General features: G+C 68.2%; 19 protein-coding genes and 1 pseudogene. 6 read left to right on the top strand and 14 right to left on the bottom strand.

The features are described 5' to 3' along the window. From C492_RS13925 to C492_RS13940, 4 genes and pseudogenes are all read right to left on the bottom strand, one after another. Positions 1-801: pseudogene (locus C492_RS13925) on the bottom strand (hydroxymethylglutaryl-CoA synthase family protein); the annotation flags it as partial. A gap of 177 nt (positions 802-978) precedes the next feature. Continuing rightward, on the bottom strand, positions 979-1,560 hold the full coding sequence (locus C492_RS13930) for a DUF2150 family protein (RefSeq protein ID WP_008424647.1): 582 nt from the start codon (positions 1,558-1,560) through the stop codon (positions 979-981). A 75-nt stretch (positions 1,561-1,635) separates the two neighbouring features. After that, positions 1,636-2,487: a TatD family hydrolase gene (locus tag C492_RS13935; protein WP_008424649.1), complete on the bottom strand. Its 852-nt coding sequence runs from the start codon at positions 2,485-2,487 to the stop codon at positions 1,636-1,638. A gap of 80 nt (positions 2,488-2,567) precedes the next feature. Next, positions 2,568-3,023, bottom strand: a complete 456-nt coding sequence (locus C492_RS13940; RefSeq protein WP_008424651.1) for an NYN domain-containing protein — start codon at positions 3,021-3,023, stop codon at positions 2,568-2,570. 182 nt (positions 3,024-3,205) lie between these two features. On the opposite strand from C492_RS13940, the gene gcvT reads away from it, so the two are divergent. Both gcvT and gcvH read left to right on the top strand, forming a co-directional pair. Further along, on the top strand, positions 3,206-4,303 hold the full coding sequence (gene gcvT, locus C492_RS13945) for a glycine cleavage system aminomethyltransferase GcvT (protein WP_008424652.1): 1,098 nt from the start codon (positions 3,206-3,208) through the stop codon (positions 4,301-4,303). Between the two features lie 2 nt (positions 4,304-4,305). Then, positions 4,306-4,689: a glycine cleavage system protein GcvH gene (gene gcvH / locus C492_RS13950; RefSeq protein WP_008424654.1), complete on the top strand. Its 384-nt coding sequence runs from the start codon at positions 4,306-4,308 to the stop codon at positions 4,687-4,689. On the opposite strand, the gene C492_RS13955 is transcribed toward gcvH, so the two are convergent. The 3 genes from C492_RS13955 to C492_RS13965 all read right to left on the bottom strand — a co-directional run bounded on the left by C492_RS13955 (position 4,686) and on the right by C492_RS13965 (position 6,414). Continuing rightward, complete coding sequence (locus C492_RS13955; protein ID WP_008424656.1) at positions 4,686-4,874, bottom strand: hypothetical protein; 189 nt, start codon at positions 4,872-4,874, stop codon at positions 4,686-4,688. The two genes, gcvH and C492_RS13955, sit on opposite strands and share 4 nt — an antisense overlap. Before the next feature lie 10 nt (positions 4,875-4,884). Further along, on the bottom strand, positions 4,885-5,595 hold the full coding sequence (locus C492_RS13960; RefSeq protein WP_008424658.1) for a helix-turn-helix domain-containing protein: 711 nt from the start codon (positions 5,593-5,595) through the stop codon (positions 4,885-4,887). Between the two features lie 63 nt (positions 5,596-5,658). Continuing rightward, positions 5,659-6,414: a competence/damage-inducible protein A gene (locus tag C492_RS13965; RefSeq protein WP_008424659.1), complete on the bottom strand. Its 756-nt coding sequence runs from the start codon at positions 6,412-6,414 to the stop codon at positions 5,659-5,661. A 223-nt stretch (positions 6,415-6,637) separates the two neighbouring features. Here C492_RS13965 and C492_RS13970 point away from each other — a divergent pair, with 223 nt between their 5' ends. The 4 genes from C492_RS13970 to C492_RS24680 all read left to right on the top strand — a co-directional run bounded on the left by C492_RS13970 (position 6,638) and on the right by C492_RS24680 (position 9,015). Continuing rightward, a complete protein-coding gene (locus tag C492_RS13970) occupies positions 6,638-6,868 on the top strand; it encodes an AbrB/MazE/SpoVT family DNA-binding domain-containing protein (protein WP_008424660.1) in 231 nt (76 codons plus the stop codon). Beyond that, a complete protein-coding gene (locus C492_RS13975; protein ID WP_008424661.1) occupies positions 6,869-7,243 on the top strand; it encodes a type II toxin-antitoxin system VapC family toxin in 375 nt (124 codons plus the stop codon). A gap of 43 nt (positions 7,244-7,286) precedes the next feature. Then, positions 7,287-8,747, top strand: a complete 1,461-nt coding sequence (locus C492_RS13980) for a replication factor C large subunit (RefSeq protein WP_008424662.1) — start codon at positions 7,287-7,289, stop codon at positions 8,745-8,747. 97 nt (positions 8,748-8,844) lie between these two features. Then, positions 8,845-9,015, top strand: a complete 171-nt coding sequence (locus tag C492_RS24680) for a hypothetical protein (RefSeq protein ID WP_008424663.1) — start codon at positions 8,845-8,847, stop codon at positions 9,013-9,015. 7 nt (positions 9,016-9,022) lie between these two features. Here the strand turns inward: C492_RS24680 and bioD are convergent, their stop codons facing one another. The 7 genes from bioD to sucC all read right to left on the bottom strand — a co-directional run bounded on the left by bioD (position 9,023) and on the right by sucC (position 15,984). Beyond that, positions 9,023-9,703 (bottom strand): dethiobiotin synthase, encoded by a 681-nt coding sequence (gene bioD, locus C492_RS13985; protein ID WP_008424664.1) that lies wholly within the window; start codon positions 9,701-9,703, stop codon positions 9,023-9,025. Next, complete coding sequence (locus C492_RS13990; protein ID WP_008424665.1) at positions 9,700-10,908, bottom strand: aminotransferase class I/II-fold pyridoxal phosphate-dependent enzyme; 1,209 nt, start codon at positions 10,906-10,908, stop codon at positions 9,700-9,702. Before C492_RS13990 ends, bioD begins: the two co-directional genes overlap by 4 nt. Positions 10,909-10,995: 87 nt before the next feature. Beyond that, positions 10,996-12,060, bottom strand: a complete 1,065-nt coding sequence (locus C492_RS13995) for a hypothetical protein (RefSeq protein ID WP_008424666.1) — start codon at positions 12,058-12,060, stop codon at positions 10,996-10,998. A gap of 28 nt (positions 12,061-12,088) precedes the next feature. After that, positions 12,089-13,210 carry a biotin synthase BioB gene (gene bioB, locus C492_RS14000; protein WP_008424667.1) on the bottom strand — a complete coding sequence of 374 codons (1,122 nt, stop codon included), beginning with the start codon at positions 13,208-13,210 and terminating at the stop codon, positions 12,089-12,091. 183 nt (positions 13,211-13,393) lie between these two features. Continuing rightward, positions 13,394-13,549, bottom strand: coding sequence for a hypothetical protein (locus C492_RS24685; protein WP_008424668.1), 156 nt, complete (start codon positions 13,547-13,549; stop codon positions 13,394-13,396). A gap of 414 nt (positions 13,550-13,963) precedes the next feature. Then, complete coding sequence (gene sucD, locus C492_RS14005; protein ID WP_008424669.1) at positions 13,964-14,836, bottom strand: succinate--CoA ligase subunit alpha; 873 nt, start codon at positions 14,834-14,836, stop codon at positions 13,964-13,966. Beyond that, entirely contained in the window at positions 14,833-15,984 is a 1,152-nt protein-coding gene (gene sucC, locus C492_RS14010) for an ADP-forming succinate--CoA ligase subunit beta (protein WP_008424670.1), read from the bottom strand. The genes sucD and sucC overlap by 4 nt, the downstream gene beginning before the upstream one ends. Between the last annotated feature and the right edge of the window lie 58 nt (positions 15,985-16,042).

The raw sequence follows: 16,042 nt of genomic DNA on the forward strand, positions 1-16,042 counted from the left end.
GGCCGTATCCCGCGTGACGTAGCGGTAGCCCAGCAGGCCCGCCTTGCGGACCATCCCCGGGAACGGGGTGTGGAACGGGATAAAGGCGACGTCGTCGGGGTGGACGTCGCCCGCGACGCTCTCGAAGTCCTGTAAGGCCTCGCGCATCCGGGCGAGGTAGACCTGCACCGACCGCTTCCCGTCGACGGAGGGGAACTGCTGGTTGGGCTTGAGGAAGTCGGTCTCGTCGGCGCTCCCGTACCCCTGCTCGGGCGAGAGCTCGACCAGGTCGGGGTCCTCGGCGATATACATCGCGACGGCCCCGGCGCCCTGGGTCGCCTCCCCGGCGTCGCCGCGGGCGTAGAGGGCCGTGTCAGTCGCGATCACGAGCGCGCCGCGACCGCGGTTGCGACCCGCGCGGATCCAGTTGTAGGCGTCGTCCAAGCTCTGCGTGCCGGCGATGCAGGCGAACTTCCGCTCGCCCTTGTTGGCGTGGTGGAAGTCCTCGTCGTAGACCTGCTCGAGGCAGCCGGCGACGTACGTCGAGACCGGTTTCGAGTTGTCGAAGGCGCTCTCGGTCGCGACGTCGATGCGACCGATATCGTCGGGCTCGAGGCCCTTGCGCTCCATCAGCCGGTGGGCGGCGTTGGCCGCCATCGTGACGATGTCCTCGTAGCTGTCGGGGAACGAACTGGCGTTGAGTCCCAGTCCCTTCGTGTACTTCTCCGGTTCCTCGCCCTTCTGGGGGGCGAAGGTGCCGGGGAGGTCGAGTTTGAGGTTCCCGGTCCAGATCTCGACGGCGTCGATACCGACTGTGGCCATGGTAGGCGAATATTGTCCGATCTATATGATATTGTCGTTCCCCACTTCGACGAACGTCGTACTCGGCGTCGACGATACGAGTCGCTCCGGGGGCGGCGACCGACGGTCCGGTCGGCTCGAGCGGCGGACGGCGAGACGAATCGCTCGTCGGCTGTCGAACCGAACCCGCGGCGAGAATCAGTCCTCGTCTTCCTCGACGACCTCGGGGTCGCTCATCGCGCTCTGGAGGCTGTCCAGCCCGTTGATCCACTCGGTGACCAGCCCGTACTCGAGCTCCTCGGCGACGCTCATGTCGAGTTCCTCGTCGTCGATGACAAGCGTGCCGGCCCGGGCGGCGTACCCCAGCGCCGCGTCGAGGTCCTCCTCGGCCTCGGCGTTCGCGGCCGCGTCGAGGTAGTCGGCGACGCTTCCCTCTTCGGCGGGGCCGCTGGCGACGTACTCCTCGGCGGCGAAAAAGACACAGACCAGACTCGTCTGGACGCCGTCGACGAGGATCAGCTTCTCCTCGTCCTCGATGTCGACCTCGCCGAGGACGACCTCCCGGACGTCCTCGATCTCGGACAGGGCCGCCTCCTGCTCGAGTTCGCCGTCGTCGTAGTCCGAGACGATCTTCGCGATCGCGATCGCGGTGTCGTCCTGCAGATTGAGCAGCAGCCGCGCCGAGTCCTCGTCCTCCGGATCGATCTCCTCGTCTTTGATGCGATCGATCCAGTTCTGCCAGCGTTCCGCCGAGTAGTACTCGGTGGGGGGATTGCTCATACAGACACCTACACCGGCCGCTTGAAATGCCTTTCTCTACCTGTATTCCGCGACGACTGTCCACAGACGCCCGCCTCAGGCGCTCTCGAGCGTCGATTCGGTGTCGATGCCGTAGACGCGCTCGGGGGTCTCGACGTGGGCGTTCCGGACGGCCTCGTCGTACCCCTCCTCGAGCAGCCAGGCGACCCGACGGGGGACCGTCTTCGGTCCCAGCACGGCGCCGGGACGGTCGGGATCGTCGATGTAGTCGGTCTCCATCAGGAACGGGTCGCCGCGCTCGGCCGCCCGCTCGAGTTCGTCCTTGTCGCAGATGACGCTCGGGACCGGGCCCTCGAGGCGCCCGCTCGCGTAGTGTTTGACCACCTTATGGGCGGGAAGACCGGCGTCCTCGGCCCACCCGGCGACCTCGGTCAGATCCTCGCTCGATTCGGCGTGGAGCTGGACGGCGCAGTCGAGGTCCGCCCCGCGCTCGAAGGCCCGGCGCATCACGGCGTTCGATGCCGCCCAGACGTCGTCGTCGACTGCGTAATGGGGCCGACCGGATTTCAACGCCAGCGCGTCGCCGCTCTCGACGTACTCCGCGGCGACGTCGATCCCGCCCCGCATGATCTCGCGAGCCTCCGCGGGGGCGTACCCGCGCTCGTCGACGAGCCGCGAGATCAGTCCCGGGTGAACCCCGAGGACGGGCCAGGCCCGTCCCGGGAGCTCCGCCGAGGCCGCCTCGACGATCTCGAGGGTGCGCTCGAAGACGGGACGGAAGTCCTCGCCGGCGTCGGCCTCGACGCCGAGGTGCCAGGAGGGTTTGTTCACCACGAGCATGTGGGTGCCGCCGACGCGGACGAAATCGCGCACGGCGTCGATCCCGCGGTTGTTGTCCGGATCGAGGTGGAGGTGATCGTCCAGCACCGGCCGATCGTCGTCGATCATACCCGACGGTGGGTGCGGGACGAGTGAAAAGTCACCGACTCGGATCGCTCGAGGCAGCCGGCCCGCACTGCCGAGGGCCGCTACTCCTCGAGGGTCACCGCCTCGTCGGCGGCGTTTCGCAGCGCGTCCGAACGGCCGTAGCTTCCCGGAGCGATGGCGATCGTCTCGACGCCGGTTCGGCCCGCGTGCTCGAGGACGGGCTTGAAGTCGGTGTCTCGAGAGGCGATCGCCAGCCGATCGATCGCGCCCTCGCCGACCAGCGCGGTGGCGTCGACGGCGAGTTTGACGTCGACGTCGCCGCTGGTGACGATCACCTCGAAGCCGCGGGCCTCCGCGGCCTGAATGAGGCCGGGCGTGGCGTGCTCGTCGAGGTACAGCCGGATGACTCCGACCCTGCCGAGGTCCGCGGCGGCGGTCCGGAGGTCGTCCAGGTCCACGTCGAACTCGTCGCGAAGGACGTTCGGCCCGTCGACGAAGAGGCCGACCGTCGGTCCGTCGGATCCGGCCGTAAACCGGGCTCGCAGGCGGTCGAACATACCCTCGATTCGCGGATCCGGAAAAAAGGTGTGACGAAACGGTTCGACGCGGAGCCGTCCGCCTCCGGCGCGGTTCTCGCGGCGAACGCGTCGGAACTCCGGGGGGAGACGACCGCCGCCGTTTCCCGCGGGACGATCGGCCGACGAAAAGACATTACTACTCCCGGAGTGTGGAGCCGACTATGCCGCTTCAGACGCCGCCGTTACGTGGGATCCACGCCGAGCGTGGGGCGAAGTTTACGGAGTTCGGTGGCTGGGACATGCCCGTGGAGTTCGACTCGATCCAGACGGAACACCGAGCTGTCCGCGAGGCGGCCGGCGTCTTCGACGTCTCCCACATGGGTCAGATCCACGTCACCGGTCCCGACGCCGCGACGCTGATGCAGCGGCTCACGACCAACGACGTGAGCCGCCTCGCGGTCGGCGACGCCCAGTACGCCGCGATCACCGACGAAGAGGGCGCGATCGTCGACGACACGGTCGTCTACCGCCTGCCCGACGAGGGGGGAGAGCCGACCTACCTCTTCGTCCCAAACGCGGGCACCGACGAGGCGACCCACGAGCGCTGGATCGGCTACCGCAACGACCTCGACCTCGAGGCGACCGTCGACAACCGGACCGACGAGTACGCGATGTTCGCGCTGCAGGGGCCCGACGCCGCGGCCCTGCTCGCGGACGTCGCCGAGGGCTCGCCGACCGACCTCGGGCGGTTCGAGGCGACGTCCGTCACGGTCGACGGCGTCGAGTGCTGGACCGCCCGCACGGGCTACACCGGCGAGGACGGGTTCGAACTCGTCGTCCCGTGGGCCGAGGCCGAGACGGTCTGGTCCCGACTCGAGTGTCAGCCCTGCGGGCTCGGCGCCCGCGACACGCTCCGGATCGAGGCCGGCCTCCTGCTCGCCGGCCAGGAGTTCGATCTCGAGTCGAACCCCCGGAACCCCTACGAGGCGGGCATCGGGTTCGCGGTCGCGCTCGACACCGAGTTCGTCGGCCGGGACGCCCTGGCCGCGGCGAACGAAGACGGAGTCGAGGAGCGACTCGTCGGCTTCCGGCTGATCGACCGCGGCGTTCCGCGCCACGGCTACGACGTCACGAACACCGAGGATCGGGTGATCGGCACCGTCACGAGCGGGACGATGAGCCCGACCCTCGAGCAGCCGATCGGACTCGGCTACGTTCCGGTCGAGTACGCGGAGCCGGGAACGACGCTGCGGGTAGTCGTTCGCGGCCAGTCGAAGAAAGCAAGAGTCGAGACCACGCCGTTTATCGATACAGTATAACCATGAGCTTCAACGTTCCGGACGACCGACGGTATCGCGAATCGCACGAATGGGCGCTCCCGACCGACGACGGGATCCGCGTCGGCATCACCGACTTCGCGCAGGACGAACTGGGCGATGTCGTCTTCGTCGAACTCCCCGACGAGGGCGACTCCGTCGCCCAGGACGAGGAGTTCGGCGTCGTCGAGTCGATCAAGGCCGTCTCCGACCTGTACGCCCCCGTCGGCGGCGAGGTGCTGGCGGTCAACGAGGCGCTGTTCGACTCTCCCGAACTGGTCAACGACGACCCGTTCGGCGAGGGCTGGATGCTCGAGATCGAGGGCGCCGACGAGACCGAACTCGAGGAGCTGCTGTCGGCCGACGAGTACGAGGACCAGATCGCCTAATCGGCGTTCTCGCGGCCCCGATTGAAACGCACCATCGCCGCTCCCGAGGCGACGACGGTCAGTACCGCCCACCCCACCCACAGCGTCGGCGAACCGACGAGGGAAACGACCGCGAGCGCCACGAGCGAGACGGCGATCAGCGCCGCCGTCAACCGATCCTTCCGACGAGTCCGGGCGTCCGTCATGCTCGACTCCCTACTCGAGCGTGACGAGGTGATCGAGCAGCTCCTCGAGCGGTTCGTTCGTCACGGCGAGCGAGTAGCCGTCGATGCGGGCGAGGTCGGCGGCGTGGTCCCAGAGCTCGTCCTCCTCGATCCCGTGGAGGACGACGGCGTTCGGCGTCGGATTGACGACGCGCAGGGCGACGAGGGGAGATTCGCCCCGCGTGACGCCCGTAAAGATCAACGCCCGGTTGGTGCTCTGGCCGTACAGCCGGAAGAACTCCTCGCTCGAGAGGCTCGTGATCGCCCCGATGCTGTCGATGACGGTGTGGCCGCTGACCCGATCGGTGTCGCCGGCGGCGACCTGGGCCGCGCCGATCTCGTCGTACAGCTGCGCGAGCGGTTTCGAGGTCGCGTACTCCCGCAGGTCGTAGACGACGTCGCTCTCGAAGCCCGCCGAGAGGACGCGGCCGTACTGTCGGATCCGATCGCCCCCGTGTCGCTCGTCGATCGCGAGCAGCCCCTCGACGAGGCGGCCGACGACGCCGATTCCGGGGCTCTCCCGGCGCCCGCTCTCGTAGTCGGAGATCACCGACGACGACACCTCGAGCTCGTCGGCCAGGTCGGTCTGGGAGACGCCGAAGTCGGTCCGCCACTTGCGCAACGTCGCTCCCGGATCGTCGCTCAGCGTGATCTCTCCGGCGATCTTCTCGGCGAGTTCCTGCTTGGGTCCACGACCGCCCATACGCGAGGGTGGATCGGTCGACCCAAGTAGCTACCGGAGTCGACGTTCGAGCCCCGCGCCGTCTCAGTCGGTCGACTCCGTCGAGGGCGCTTCGACCGTCTCGATGCGCTCGTCGATCCAGCTCGCGGCGGCCTCGAGCGCGTCGGGATCCCCGCCGGTGAGCCGGATCCGCCCGGGGCGATCCTCCCCGCGGGGGTAGCTCCCGACGGCGACGTCGAACTCGTCGGTCGCGCCCTCGAGGACGGCCGTCAGCGACCCCTCGGGCGCGGGCGTGTACAGCGTCCGGGAGTCGTCCTCGCCGACGAACTCGTCGGCGACCTCGCGGAACATCGCCCGCATCTCCTCGGGGATCCCCGCGAAGACCGAGACGTTCCCGACGACACAGCCCGGCGCCCAGGCCTCCTCGACGACGATCGGTCGCGCTCCCGCCGGCAGCGAGGCCGCGGCCTCGAGGTCGAGCTCGAGGTCGTACTCCGCGACGAGGTCGGGGTTCTCCTCGCGGAACTGCCGGGCCTTCTCGGTCAGGCGCTCGCGGATCTCCTCGCGGACGACCAGCTCCCGGTCGAGTCCCTCGGCGACGGCCTCGAGGGTGACGTCGTCGGGGGTGCCGCCGAGCCCGCCGGTGACGAGGACGGCGTCGAAGCGATCGCTCCAGTCGGCGACGGTGTCTGCGATGAGCCCGCGGTCGTCGGGGATCGTCAGGATGCGCTCGACGGTCGCCCCCCGGTCGGTGAGCTGCTCGGCCAACCACGCGGCGTTGGTGTTCGTCGTCTCGCCGGCGAGCAGCTCGTCCCCCACGGTGAGGATCACGACGTTCATGGGTCGGGTTCGGGCTCGAGGCAGTTAGCGACTGCGCCGGCTGGATCCGGTCCCACGCTGCGTCCAGTTCCGAGTGGACAGCTTCGCTAGCGGAGCCGCTCGCACTTACCGGTAGTCCTCGCGGTATCGTCGTCGAAGTAACGGCATTTGCCAAGTGGGCGTCCAATGGGTATTGAACTCTGCTCGGGGAATACTTTTGCTCCTGCCCACCGTACACCGGTATATGTCCGACGTAGCGCTGGACGACCGCGGTCGTCTCACGCTCCCGAAGGAGGTTCGAGAGCGATACGGGGACCGATATCACGTCGTTCAGCTTCCCGATGGGATCAAATTGGTCCCGGTCGCCGACGACCCGCTCGAGGCGCTCAGGGACGAATTCGCGGACGTGGAAAAATCGGCCGACGAACTCCGTGAAGAAGCGCGCGAAGCCGCCATCGACGAGGCCGGACGGTAGATGTACGCCGAGACGGACTTTCTGCTCGCGCTCATCAAGGACGAAGACTGGCTCGGCGAGGCCGCCGAGTTAGTGTACCGGGAACACCGCGACGAGTTGTGGACCTCACAGTTCACGCTCATCGAACTGCTGATGGTTGCTTACCGGGAGGGACGTGATACCGAACGCGTCGTTTCGAACGCCGCCAACCTCGTCGAGGTCCGCGGTGACGTGGAGACGGTCGTTACGGCGGCGACGCACGTCGAAGACCACGGCTTCACCCCGTTCGACGCGCTTCACCTCGTCGAATCAAACGGCGATACCATCGTCTCGAGCGACGACGCGTACGAGGACGTCACATCCCGCCTCGACCTGAAGACGGTCGACGAGGAGTGACGCTCCGCAACCACTAAACGCGGCTCACCCCAACCACGTCGTAATGAGCGACTGGACGGAGACGTACCGCCCGACGACGCTGTCGGAGGTGCGCGGCAACAACAAGGCCCGCGACCAGCTCAGGGAGTGGGCCGAAACCTGGGACGACCACCGGAAGGCGGTGATCGTCCACGGCAGCCCCGGGGTCGGGAAAACCTCGGCGGCCCACGCGCTGGCCAACGACATGGACTGGCCCGTGATGGAGCTCAACGCCAGCGACAGCCGCGGCGCGGACGTGATCGAACGGGTCGCGGGCGAGGCCTCGAAGAGCGGGACCCTCACCGCGGGCGGGTCGGGACGACGGCTCGTGATCTTAGACGAGGCCGATAACTTTCACGGTAACGCCGACTACGGCGGCTCCCGGGAGGTCACCCGCGTCGTCAAGAGCGCGAACCAGCCGATCGTCCTCGTGGCAAACGAGTTCTACGACATGAGCCAGTCGCTGCGGGACGCCTGCGAGACGATCGAGTTCCGGGACGTCTCCAAGCGATCGATCGTCCCCGTCCTGCGGGACATCTGCCGGCGCGAGGGCGTCGAGTTCGAGGAGGAGGCCTTGGAGAAGATCGCCGAGGACACGAGCGGGGACCTCCGCTCGGCGGTCAACGACCTGCAGGCCGTCGCCGAGGAGGCCGAACGGCTGACCGTCGAGGACGTCGTCACGGGCGAGCGCGATACGACCGAGGGGATCTTCGACTTCCTGGACGCGCTGATCAAGGAGGAGGACGCCCGGGGGGCGCTGTACGCCTCCTACGACGTCGACGAGACCCCCGACGACCTGCTGAACTGGATCGAGGACAACGTCCCGAAGGACTACCGCGGCGCGGAGCTGGCCGACGCCTACGGCTTCCTCGCGAACGCCGACCGCTGGCTCGGCCGGGTGCGGGCCACGCAGGACTACTCGTTCTGGCGGTACGCGACCGACAACATGACCGCGGGGGTCGCGGCCTCCCGCCGCGAACCGAAAGGCGGCTGGACTCGGTACGGACCACCGAGCTACTGGTCGAAGCTCGGCCGTACCAAGGGGACCAGAAACACCCGCGACGCCATCGCAGAACGCATCGCCGAGCGCGAGGGCACCAGCGTCGCCACCGCGCGCCGGGAGATTCTGCCCTTCCTCTCGGCGATGACCCACCACTGCAAGAACCGCGAGCTGACGGTGCGGATGGCTGCCACGTACGAACTCGACGAGGGCGAGGTCTCGTTTATCACCGGCAGTGGGAAGACCACCAACAAGGTCGAATCGATCGTCGCGGACGCCGCCGAACGGCGCGAGGAACGGACGGTCGAACACTCCGGCTCCGCGTTCTTCGGGGGCGAGTCGACCGACGACGAGGACGGTGGGGACGGAGACGACCAGCAGTCGCTCGAGGCCGTCGCCGCCGACTCGGAGTCGTCGGACGCCGACCCGGACGGGACCGACGACGAACCCGACGACGACCAGTCCGGGCTCTCGGATTTCATGTAGCCGCGATTCGATCTCCTCGCAGACATGTCTAGTTACAGACCGACCGACACTATTACTACGGTCAGTGTGGACACCCACTCCCGGTGAGTGGAGACTAATGACCGAGTACGACTGCCCGCTTTGTTCGAACGACTACGAGCGGCGACGGGAGCTCCGGGTGCACCTCGAGGTCAAACATCGCAAGTCCGAGATCGTTTCCCATCTCGTCGAGTCGACGGGAAGCGACGACCCAGTACTCGAGGGCGAGCGGCGAGCGCCGCCGCTGTAACACCCTTTTATTCGCGGTCCGCGAGTCGAGCGTAGAACGCCGGCGAGAGCGCCTCGCGAACGCCGGTTGCGAGCGTCCCCGGATTCGAAGCCGAGAGCGAGGGCACCGTCTCGACGGGCCGTCCGGTCAGGCGCTCGAGTTCGGCGGGGTTCGTTCGCTCGGCGACCGACGCTCCCTCGTACTCGTTGCAGACGATTCCGAGGACGTCGACCCCGCGTCGCTCGAGGGCGGCGACGGTGAGAGCCGTATGGTTCAGCGTTCCCAGGCCCGAGCGCGCGACGACGACCGCGGTCGCGGCGAGGTCGGCGACCAGGTCGAGCACCTCGCGGTCGCCGGCCAGCGGGACGCGGACGCCGCCGATCCCCTCGAGAACCGAGACGGGCGCCCGCTCGCGCTCGCGTCGACAGTCCTCGAGCAGGGCCTCGTACTCGAGGGGCTCGTCCGCCCGTTCGCCCGCAACCCGGGGGGCCAGGGGCTCCTCGAGGTAGCGCAGGCAGATCGCCGCGTCGTCGGTCCCGCAGGCGTCGGCGACGAACGCGGCGTCGTCGTCCGGCGGGTGGCCCGTCTGTGCGGGCTTGATCGCTCGGGCGTCGGTCCCCCGCTCTCGAAACCAGTCGGTGATCGCGGCCGCGACGGCGGTCTTACCGACCCCGGTGTCGGTGCCGACGACGGCGACCGTGTCGCTCACAGGAGTCCGACCTCCGTCCCGGCCGCCTGGAACGCCTCGAGGCAAGTGACGACGTCGTCCCGATCGTGGGCCGCGGTCGGCGCGACCCGGATTCGGCAGGTCCCCTCGGGAACCGTCGGCGGTCGGATCGCCGGCGCGATCACGTTCCGGTCACGGACCCCGGCCTCGAGCGCCAGCGCGTCATCGCGGTCGCCGACCACGATCGGCAGGATCTGGGACTCGCCGGGCACCTCGAACCCCATCGACTCGAACCCGTCCCGGAGGTGGGCGACGTTCTCCCAGAGCCGTTCGCGGGCGTCGCCGTGACGGGCGAGGTGTAAGGCCTCGCTGGCGGCCGCGGCCGCCATCGGTGTGAGTCCCGTCGAGAAAACGAACGGCCGGGCCTCGTTGACCAGCAGTTCGACGAGCGCGTCGCTGCCCGCGACGTACCCGCCCTGGCTCGCCAGCGCCTTCGAGAGCGTGCCCAGCTGGACGTGGACCCGATCCTCGAGTCCCTCCGCCTGGACGATCCCGCCGCCGTCGGCGTACAGCCCCGTCGCGTGGGCCTCGTCGACCATCACCCAGGCCCCGAACTCCTCGGCGACCTCGCAGATCGAGCCCAGCGGGGCGACGGTGCCGTCCATACTGAAGACGGTATCGGTGACGATCAGCCACGATTCGGCCTCGGAGTCCGCGCGCTCGGCTCGCTCCGCCAGCGCGGCCCGAAGGCTCGCGGCGTCACAGTGGTCGTAGACGACCGTCTCGGCCCCCGAGAGCCTGCAGCCGTCGACGATGCTCGCGTGGTTGCGCTCGTCGGAGAAGATCACGTCCGGCTCGAGGGCCGTGATCGTCCCCACGTTGGCGGCGTAGCCCGAGGAGAACGCGAGCGCGCGGTCGGTCCCCTTGGTCTCGGCGAGCAGCCGCTCGAGATCCCGGTGGACCAGCGTGTCGCCGGTGACCAGACGGCTCGCTCCGGCGCCCGTTCCGACGGTCGCGCCGGCCTGGCGGGCCGCGTCCTGCACCCGCTGGTCGGCGGTGAGCCCGAGGTAGTTGTTCGACGCGAACACGAGCGCCTCCTCGGCGTCGAGCACCGGGAGCTCGCCCCCCGACGGCGCCGCGAAGTACCCCCGCTCCGCGACCCGATCGGCGGGTGTGAGCGATCGTTTCAGGTCGTTCTCGACGAGGGCGTCGAGCCGACCCTCGAGGTCGAACCCGCGGTCTTCCATTCGAGTAAAGGGAGTCATTCGGGTGGTTTGACTGTCACGGTTCGCACCGAGGCGCGATCGACGCTCGGGAGACGCCTCGAGGCGCCCTCAGAACCGCGGCATCAGCTCCGCGGGACCGACGACCCCGTACTCGCCGGCGCGGTTGCGGCGGACGCCGGCTCGCAGGTACCCGAGCGCGGGGCCGTTGACGTTCGCCGCCATGCTCGTCGCGTCGTCGAGCCGAAACGTGTTCGTCCCCCGCTCGCCGTCGAAGGTCGTTCCGGTCACGGAGACGGTCGTCGTGGTCGGCTTCTCGTCGCTGCGGACGTCGAGGAGCCCGCCGACCGTGACGTCCTCGGCGTCGCAGACGCCCGCGCGCTCGAGCAACACGTCGTCGGCGTGTTCCATGTCCTCGAACTCGATGACGCCGTCGTGGTCGTCGACGATCGCTTCGATCTCTGCCGCGGAGAGGCCGCGCGCGGTCTCGATGTCGTAGTCGGGCAGGTGGGCGATGTCCTCGCGGACCGTGCCGCGGTTGTCCTCGTACCCCGACTCGAGGCCGACGCCCCACCGGATCTCCACCGATTCGATCTCGATGAACGACTGGGCCGCGAGCGCGGCCGCGCCCGTCAGCAGCCCCGGCGTCGCGCCGGCGCCACAGACGAAGGTGATCCCCGCCTCCTCGAGCGCCTCCTCGCGGTCGTCGAGCATACCGATCACGCGGGAGCGCTTCAGGACGTCGACCAGCACGCCGTCGTAGCCGCCCTCGAGGAATCGGTCCGCGACGCGGGGGATGAAGTCGTGTTCGTAGTTCGGCAGCGCCAGCAGGACCGCATCGATCCTCTCGCCGCGATCGATGACATCCCGGATGGGGTCGTCGCTGGGTCGGGCCTGTTCGGAGGCGACCACTCCCCTGTCCTCGCCGTGCTGTTTGACCCCCTCGCCGTCGGCGGTCGCTGCGCCGCCGTCCGTCGCGACGTCGCCGGGATCGCTGTCGATGTTTCCCTCCGTCGCCGCCAGCAGTTCGTCGACGTCCAGCCCGTCGAAATCGATCGCGGTGCCGTGGCGATCGCAGGCCGCGACGGGCGTGAGCCCCTCCTTGTGCCGGCTCACTTCGAGCGTTCGTCGTCCGATACCGCCGGTTCCGAGTACCGCAAACGTCGTTTCCTCCATGAGTGTGTTCTCGTCGGTTCGCTGGTCGTCAGTCGTCGTTCGGTTCCGCGCCCGCGCTCGGGCTCGAGTCGCCCGCGCCCTCGCTTCTCGTCGAGTCCGTCGACCCCTCGTAACGGGCCTTGACCGCCTCGGGGTCGAACTCGTTGACCTCGCGGTTGGGCTCGAGGCCGGCCCGTTCGACGATCGCTAAGTCCTCGCCGGGCGACTGGCCCTCCGTGGTGAGGTAGTCGCCCGTCAGCAGGCCGTCGGCGCCCGCCTCCAGCGGCAGGTGCTGTTCCTCGGGTGCGAGGTTGACCTCGCGCCCGCCGGTCAGGCGCACCCGCGCGTCGGGGTGGAGCAGCCTGTACACCGCCACGGTCTTGACGATCTCCGCGGTCGTGATCTCGACGTTTCGCTCGGCGAGGGGTGTTCCCTCGACCGGGTTGAGCACGTTCATCGGGAGCGAGGAGACCCCGATCTCCTGCAGGGCGACGGCGGCCTCGACCCGGTCGGTCGGGGTCTCGCCCATCCCGAGGATGACACCCGCACAGAGGTCCATCCCGGCCGCTTTGGCGATCTCGAGGGTCTCCACCCTGTCCTCGAAGCTGTGCGTGTCGACGATCTCGGGGAAGTACCGCGGCGAGGTCTCGATGTTGTGGTTGTAGTGCTCGATTCCCTCCTCGGCGAGGATCGCGGCCTCCCGTTCGGTGAGGATGCCGAGCGAAGCGTCGACCTCGAGGTCGCACTCGTCGCGGACGAGCCGGATCGACTCGAGCACCTCGGCCCACTCTTCGGGGCGGTGGTTTCTCGAGACGCCCTTCTCGGCGACGACGATCCCGAACCGCTGGGCGCCGTCGCGTTCGGCTCGCTCGGCGGCCTCGAGGACCTCCTCGGGACCGAGAAAGTCGTAGGTGTCGACCCCGGTGTCGAAGTGAACCGACTGGGCACAGAAGCCGCAGTCCTCGGCGCAGTTGCCGGCCTTCGCGTTGACGATCGAACACGCATCGACCGTCCCGTCGCCGAAGCGGTCGCGAACGGCCGCGCCGGCTTCGGCGAGCGGTTCGACCGGCTGGGCGAGCAACGCGAGGCCGTCGGTGCGATCGAGGCGCTCGCCGGACCCCACTCGCTCGAGGGCGTCGTCGACCGTCGGATTGCCTGTCTCGTAAACCACATTCGTAGAGGTGGTTGACGGATATATAACGGTTGGGGAGTAATTCACGAACCGTGATCCCCGAAACCGGTATCGGACTCGTCGGTCTCGGACGCGAACAGGTGGTCAGTGTCTCCCCCGTTTGCCGTACCGCACGGTTAACGGGGTCAGATTCGACCCGCTCGCCGATCCACGTGCGACCGTTCAGGGGTCGGGATGCCAGCCGAGGTCGCCCCGTCGGACGACGAACGGCTTCGCGCCGCAGGCCGGACAGACCGTTCCGCCGCCGTCGGGATCGTCGGGTCGGTCCGGGATCGTATGGCGGTGCCCGCAGTTCTCGCACTCGAGATCGACCGACACGCGCGAACGGACGACCTCCAGCCGGATGAACGTGCGGCCGAACCGACGCGGCGCTCGGTCGTGCGGCCGCTCGGGAGAACTACGTGCGGTAGAAGGAACGTCGACTCGCGAGCGATGAAACCGCGGCTCGACGCAGTGTGAGTCTCAGGAACCCACTGTGAGGATATCGCTGTATTCAGTGCGCGTCGTTGTCGTGGTATTCGTTGTCATCACCACCGTAGTAGCGACGTGGGTCCGTACTGTAATAAGCCTTGTTGCCATCCGGATGTTCAACTTTGTGCGAACTCGGCTGCGATTCGACCGCTATCACCACGAGAAACGCGAGAAGAAGCGCTCGTACCAACCCCGAACCTCTCGTCGTCCGTTCGGTGGGGTGGCTCGTTGCGTCGCGGGTGCTCGTGACGACTCGAGGAGTTAAGCGAGGAACTCCTCGATGTGGTCGGCGACCTCCTCGGGGGTGTCGCCGACGGGGACGCCCGCGTCGTTCAGCGCCGAGATCTTGCTCTCGGCGGTGCCGGTCCCCGAACCGGAGACGATCGCGCCGGCGTGGCCCATGCGCTTGCCCGGCGGGGCCGTGCGGCCGGCGATGAAGCCGGCGACGGGCGTGTCGACGTAGTCGTCGATGAAGGCGGCGGCCTCCTCCTCGTCCTCGCCGCCGATCTCGCCGCACATGACGATGGCGTCGGTTTCGGGATCGTCCTCGAACAGCTCGAGGGCGTCGACGAAGTCGGTGCCGATGATCGGGTCGCCGCCGATGCCGATGGCGGTGCTCTGGCCGAGCCCGCGGTTTGTGAGGTTGTCGACGACCTGGTAGGTCAGCGTCCCGGAACGGGAGACCAGCCCGACGTTACCCTCCGAGAAGATGTTCCCGGGCAGGATGCCGAGTTTGGCCTCGCCCGGCGTGATGAGCCCCGGACAGTTCGGACCGATGAGTCGCGTGTCGGTCTCGGTGAGGCGCTTGTTGACCCGGGCCATGTCCTGAGTCGGAATGCCCTCCGTGATCGCGACCGCGAGCTCGAGGCCGCTGTCGAGGGACTCGAAGATCGCGTCGCCGGCGAAGGCCGGCGGGACGAAGATGACCGAGGTGTCGGCGTCTTCCTCCTCGACGGCCTCGTGGACCGTGTCGTACACCGGGACGCCGGCGGCCTCCTGGCCGCCCTTGCCGGGGACGGCGCCCGCGACGACGTTCGTGCCGTACTCCATCATCTGCTCGGCGTGGAACTTGCCCTCCCCGCCGGTGATGCCCTGTACCACGACGCGCGTGTCGTCGTCGACTAGTACACTCATGCTTGTCCCTCCTCAGCGTACTCGACGGCACGCTGGACCGCGTCCTCGAGGGTCTGTTCGACCGTCACGAGGTCCTCGTTGAGAATCTCCATGCCTTCCTCCCAGTTCGTCCCCGCGAGTCGAACGACCACGGGCTTGGGAATCTCGTCGAACTGCTCTAAGGCCTCGTTGATCCCCTTGGCGACCTCGTCGCCGCGGGTGATCCCGCCGAAGATGTTGAAGACGACCGAATCGACGTTGTCGTCCGAGAACACCATATCGAGGGCGTTCGCGATGCGGTCGGCCTTCGCGCCGCCGCCGACGTCCAGGAAGTTCGCGGGCTCGCCGCCGTAGTGGTCGACCAGGTCGAGCGTGGTCATCACGAGGCCGGCGCCGTTGCCGATGATCCCCGTGTTACCCTCCAGCCGGACGTAGTCGAAGTCGTACTCGTCGGCCTTCTGCTCGAGTTCGTCGCCGCCGCTTGCGGCCTCGGCTTCCATCTCGGCGAGCTCGGGCTGGCGGAACAGCGCGTCCTCGTCGATGTTCATCACGGCGTCGGCCGCGATGACCTCGTCGTCGCTCGTGACCATCAGCGGGTTGATCTCGGCGTCGGCGCCGTCGCGGTCGTCCCAGAGCTGGTAGAGCGTCGTCAGCACGCTCGAGACGTCGCGGGCGACGGCCTTGTCGACGCCGGCGTCGTAGACGGCCTTGCGGGCCTGGTAGGGGTGCATCCCGAAGGAGGGATCGATGTGCTCGCGGGCGATCGCCTCGGGGTCCTCCTCGGCGACCTCCTCGATGTTGACCCCGCCTTTCGTCGAGACCATCGCGACGGGTTTGCCCTCGCCGCGGTCCATCGTGATCCCGACGTAGAGTTCGTCGGTGAAATCGACCGCCTCCTCGACGAGGACCTGATCGACGTGGTACCCCTTGAGGTCCATCCCGATGATCGACTCGGCCGCCTCGCGGGCCTCCTCGTCGTTCTCGACGAGTTCGATCCCGCCGGCTTTCCCCCGGCCGCCGACCTGTACCTGCGCCTTGACCGCGACCGGATACCCGATCTCCTCCGCCGCGGTTAGTACGCCGTCGACGTCCGAAGCGAGCTGTGACTCCGGCGTCGGAATCCCGGCGTCGGCGAAGACCTGCTTCGCCTGGTACTCATGTAGTTTCATACCATTCGAACGGGCGTCCCGGCCTTGCTTAAATCCTGCCAGTTTCGGTCCGACTTGC

The organism is Natronococcus jeotgali DSM 18795, assembly GCF_000337695.1.
GTDB classification, from domain to species: Archaea; Halobacteriota; Halobacteria; order Halobacteriales; family Natrialbaceae; genus Natronococcus; species Natronococcus jeotgali.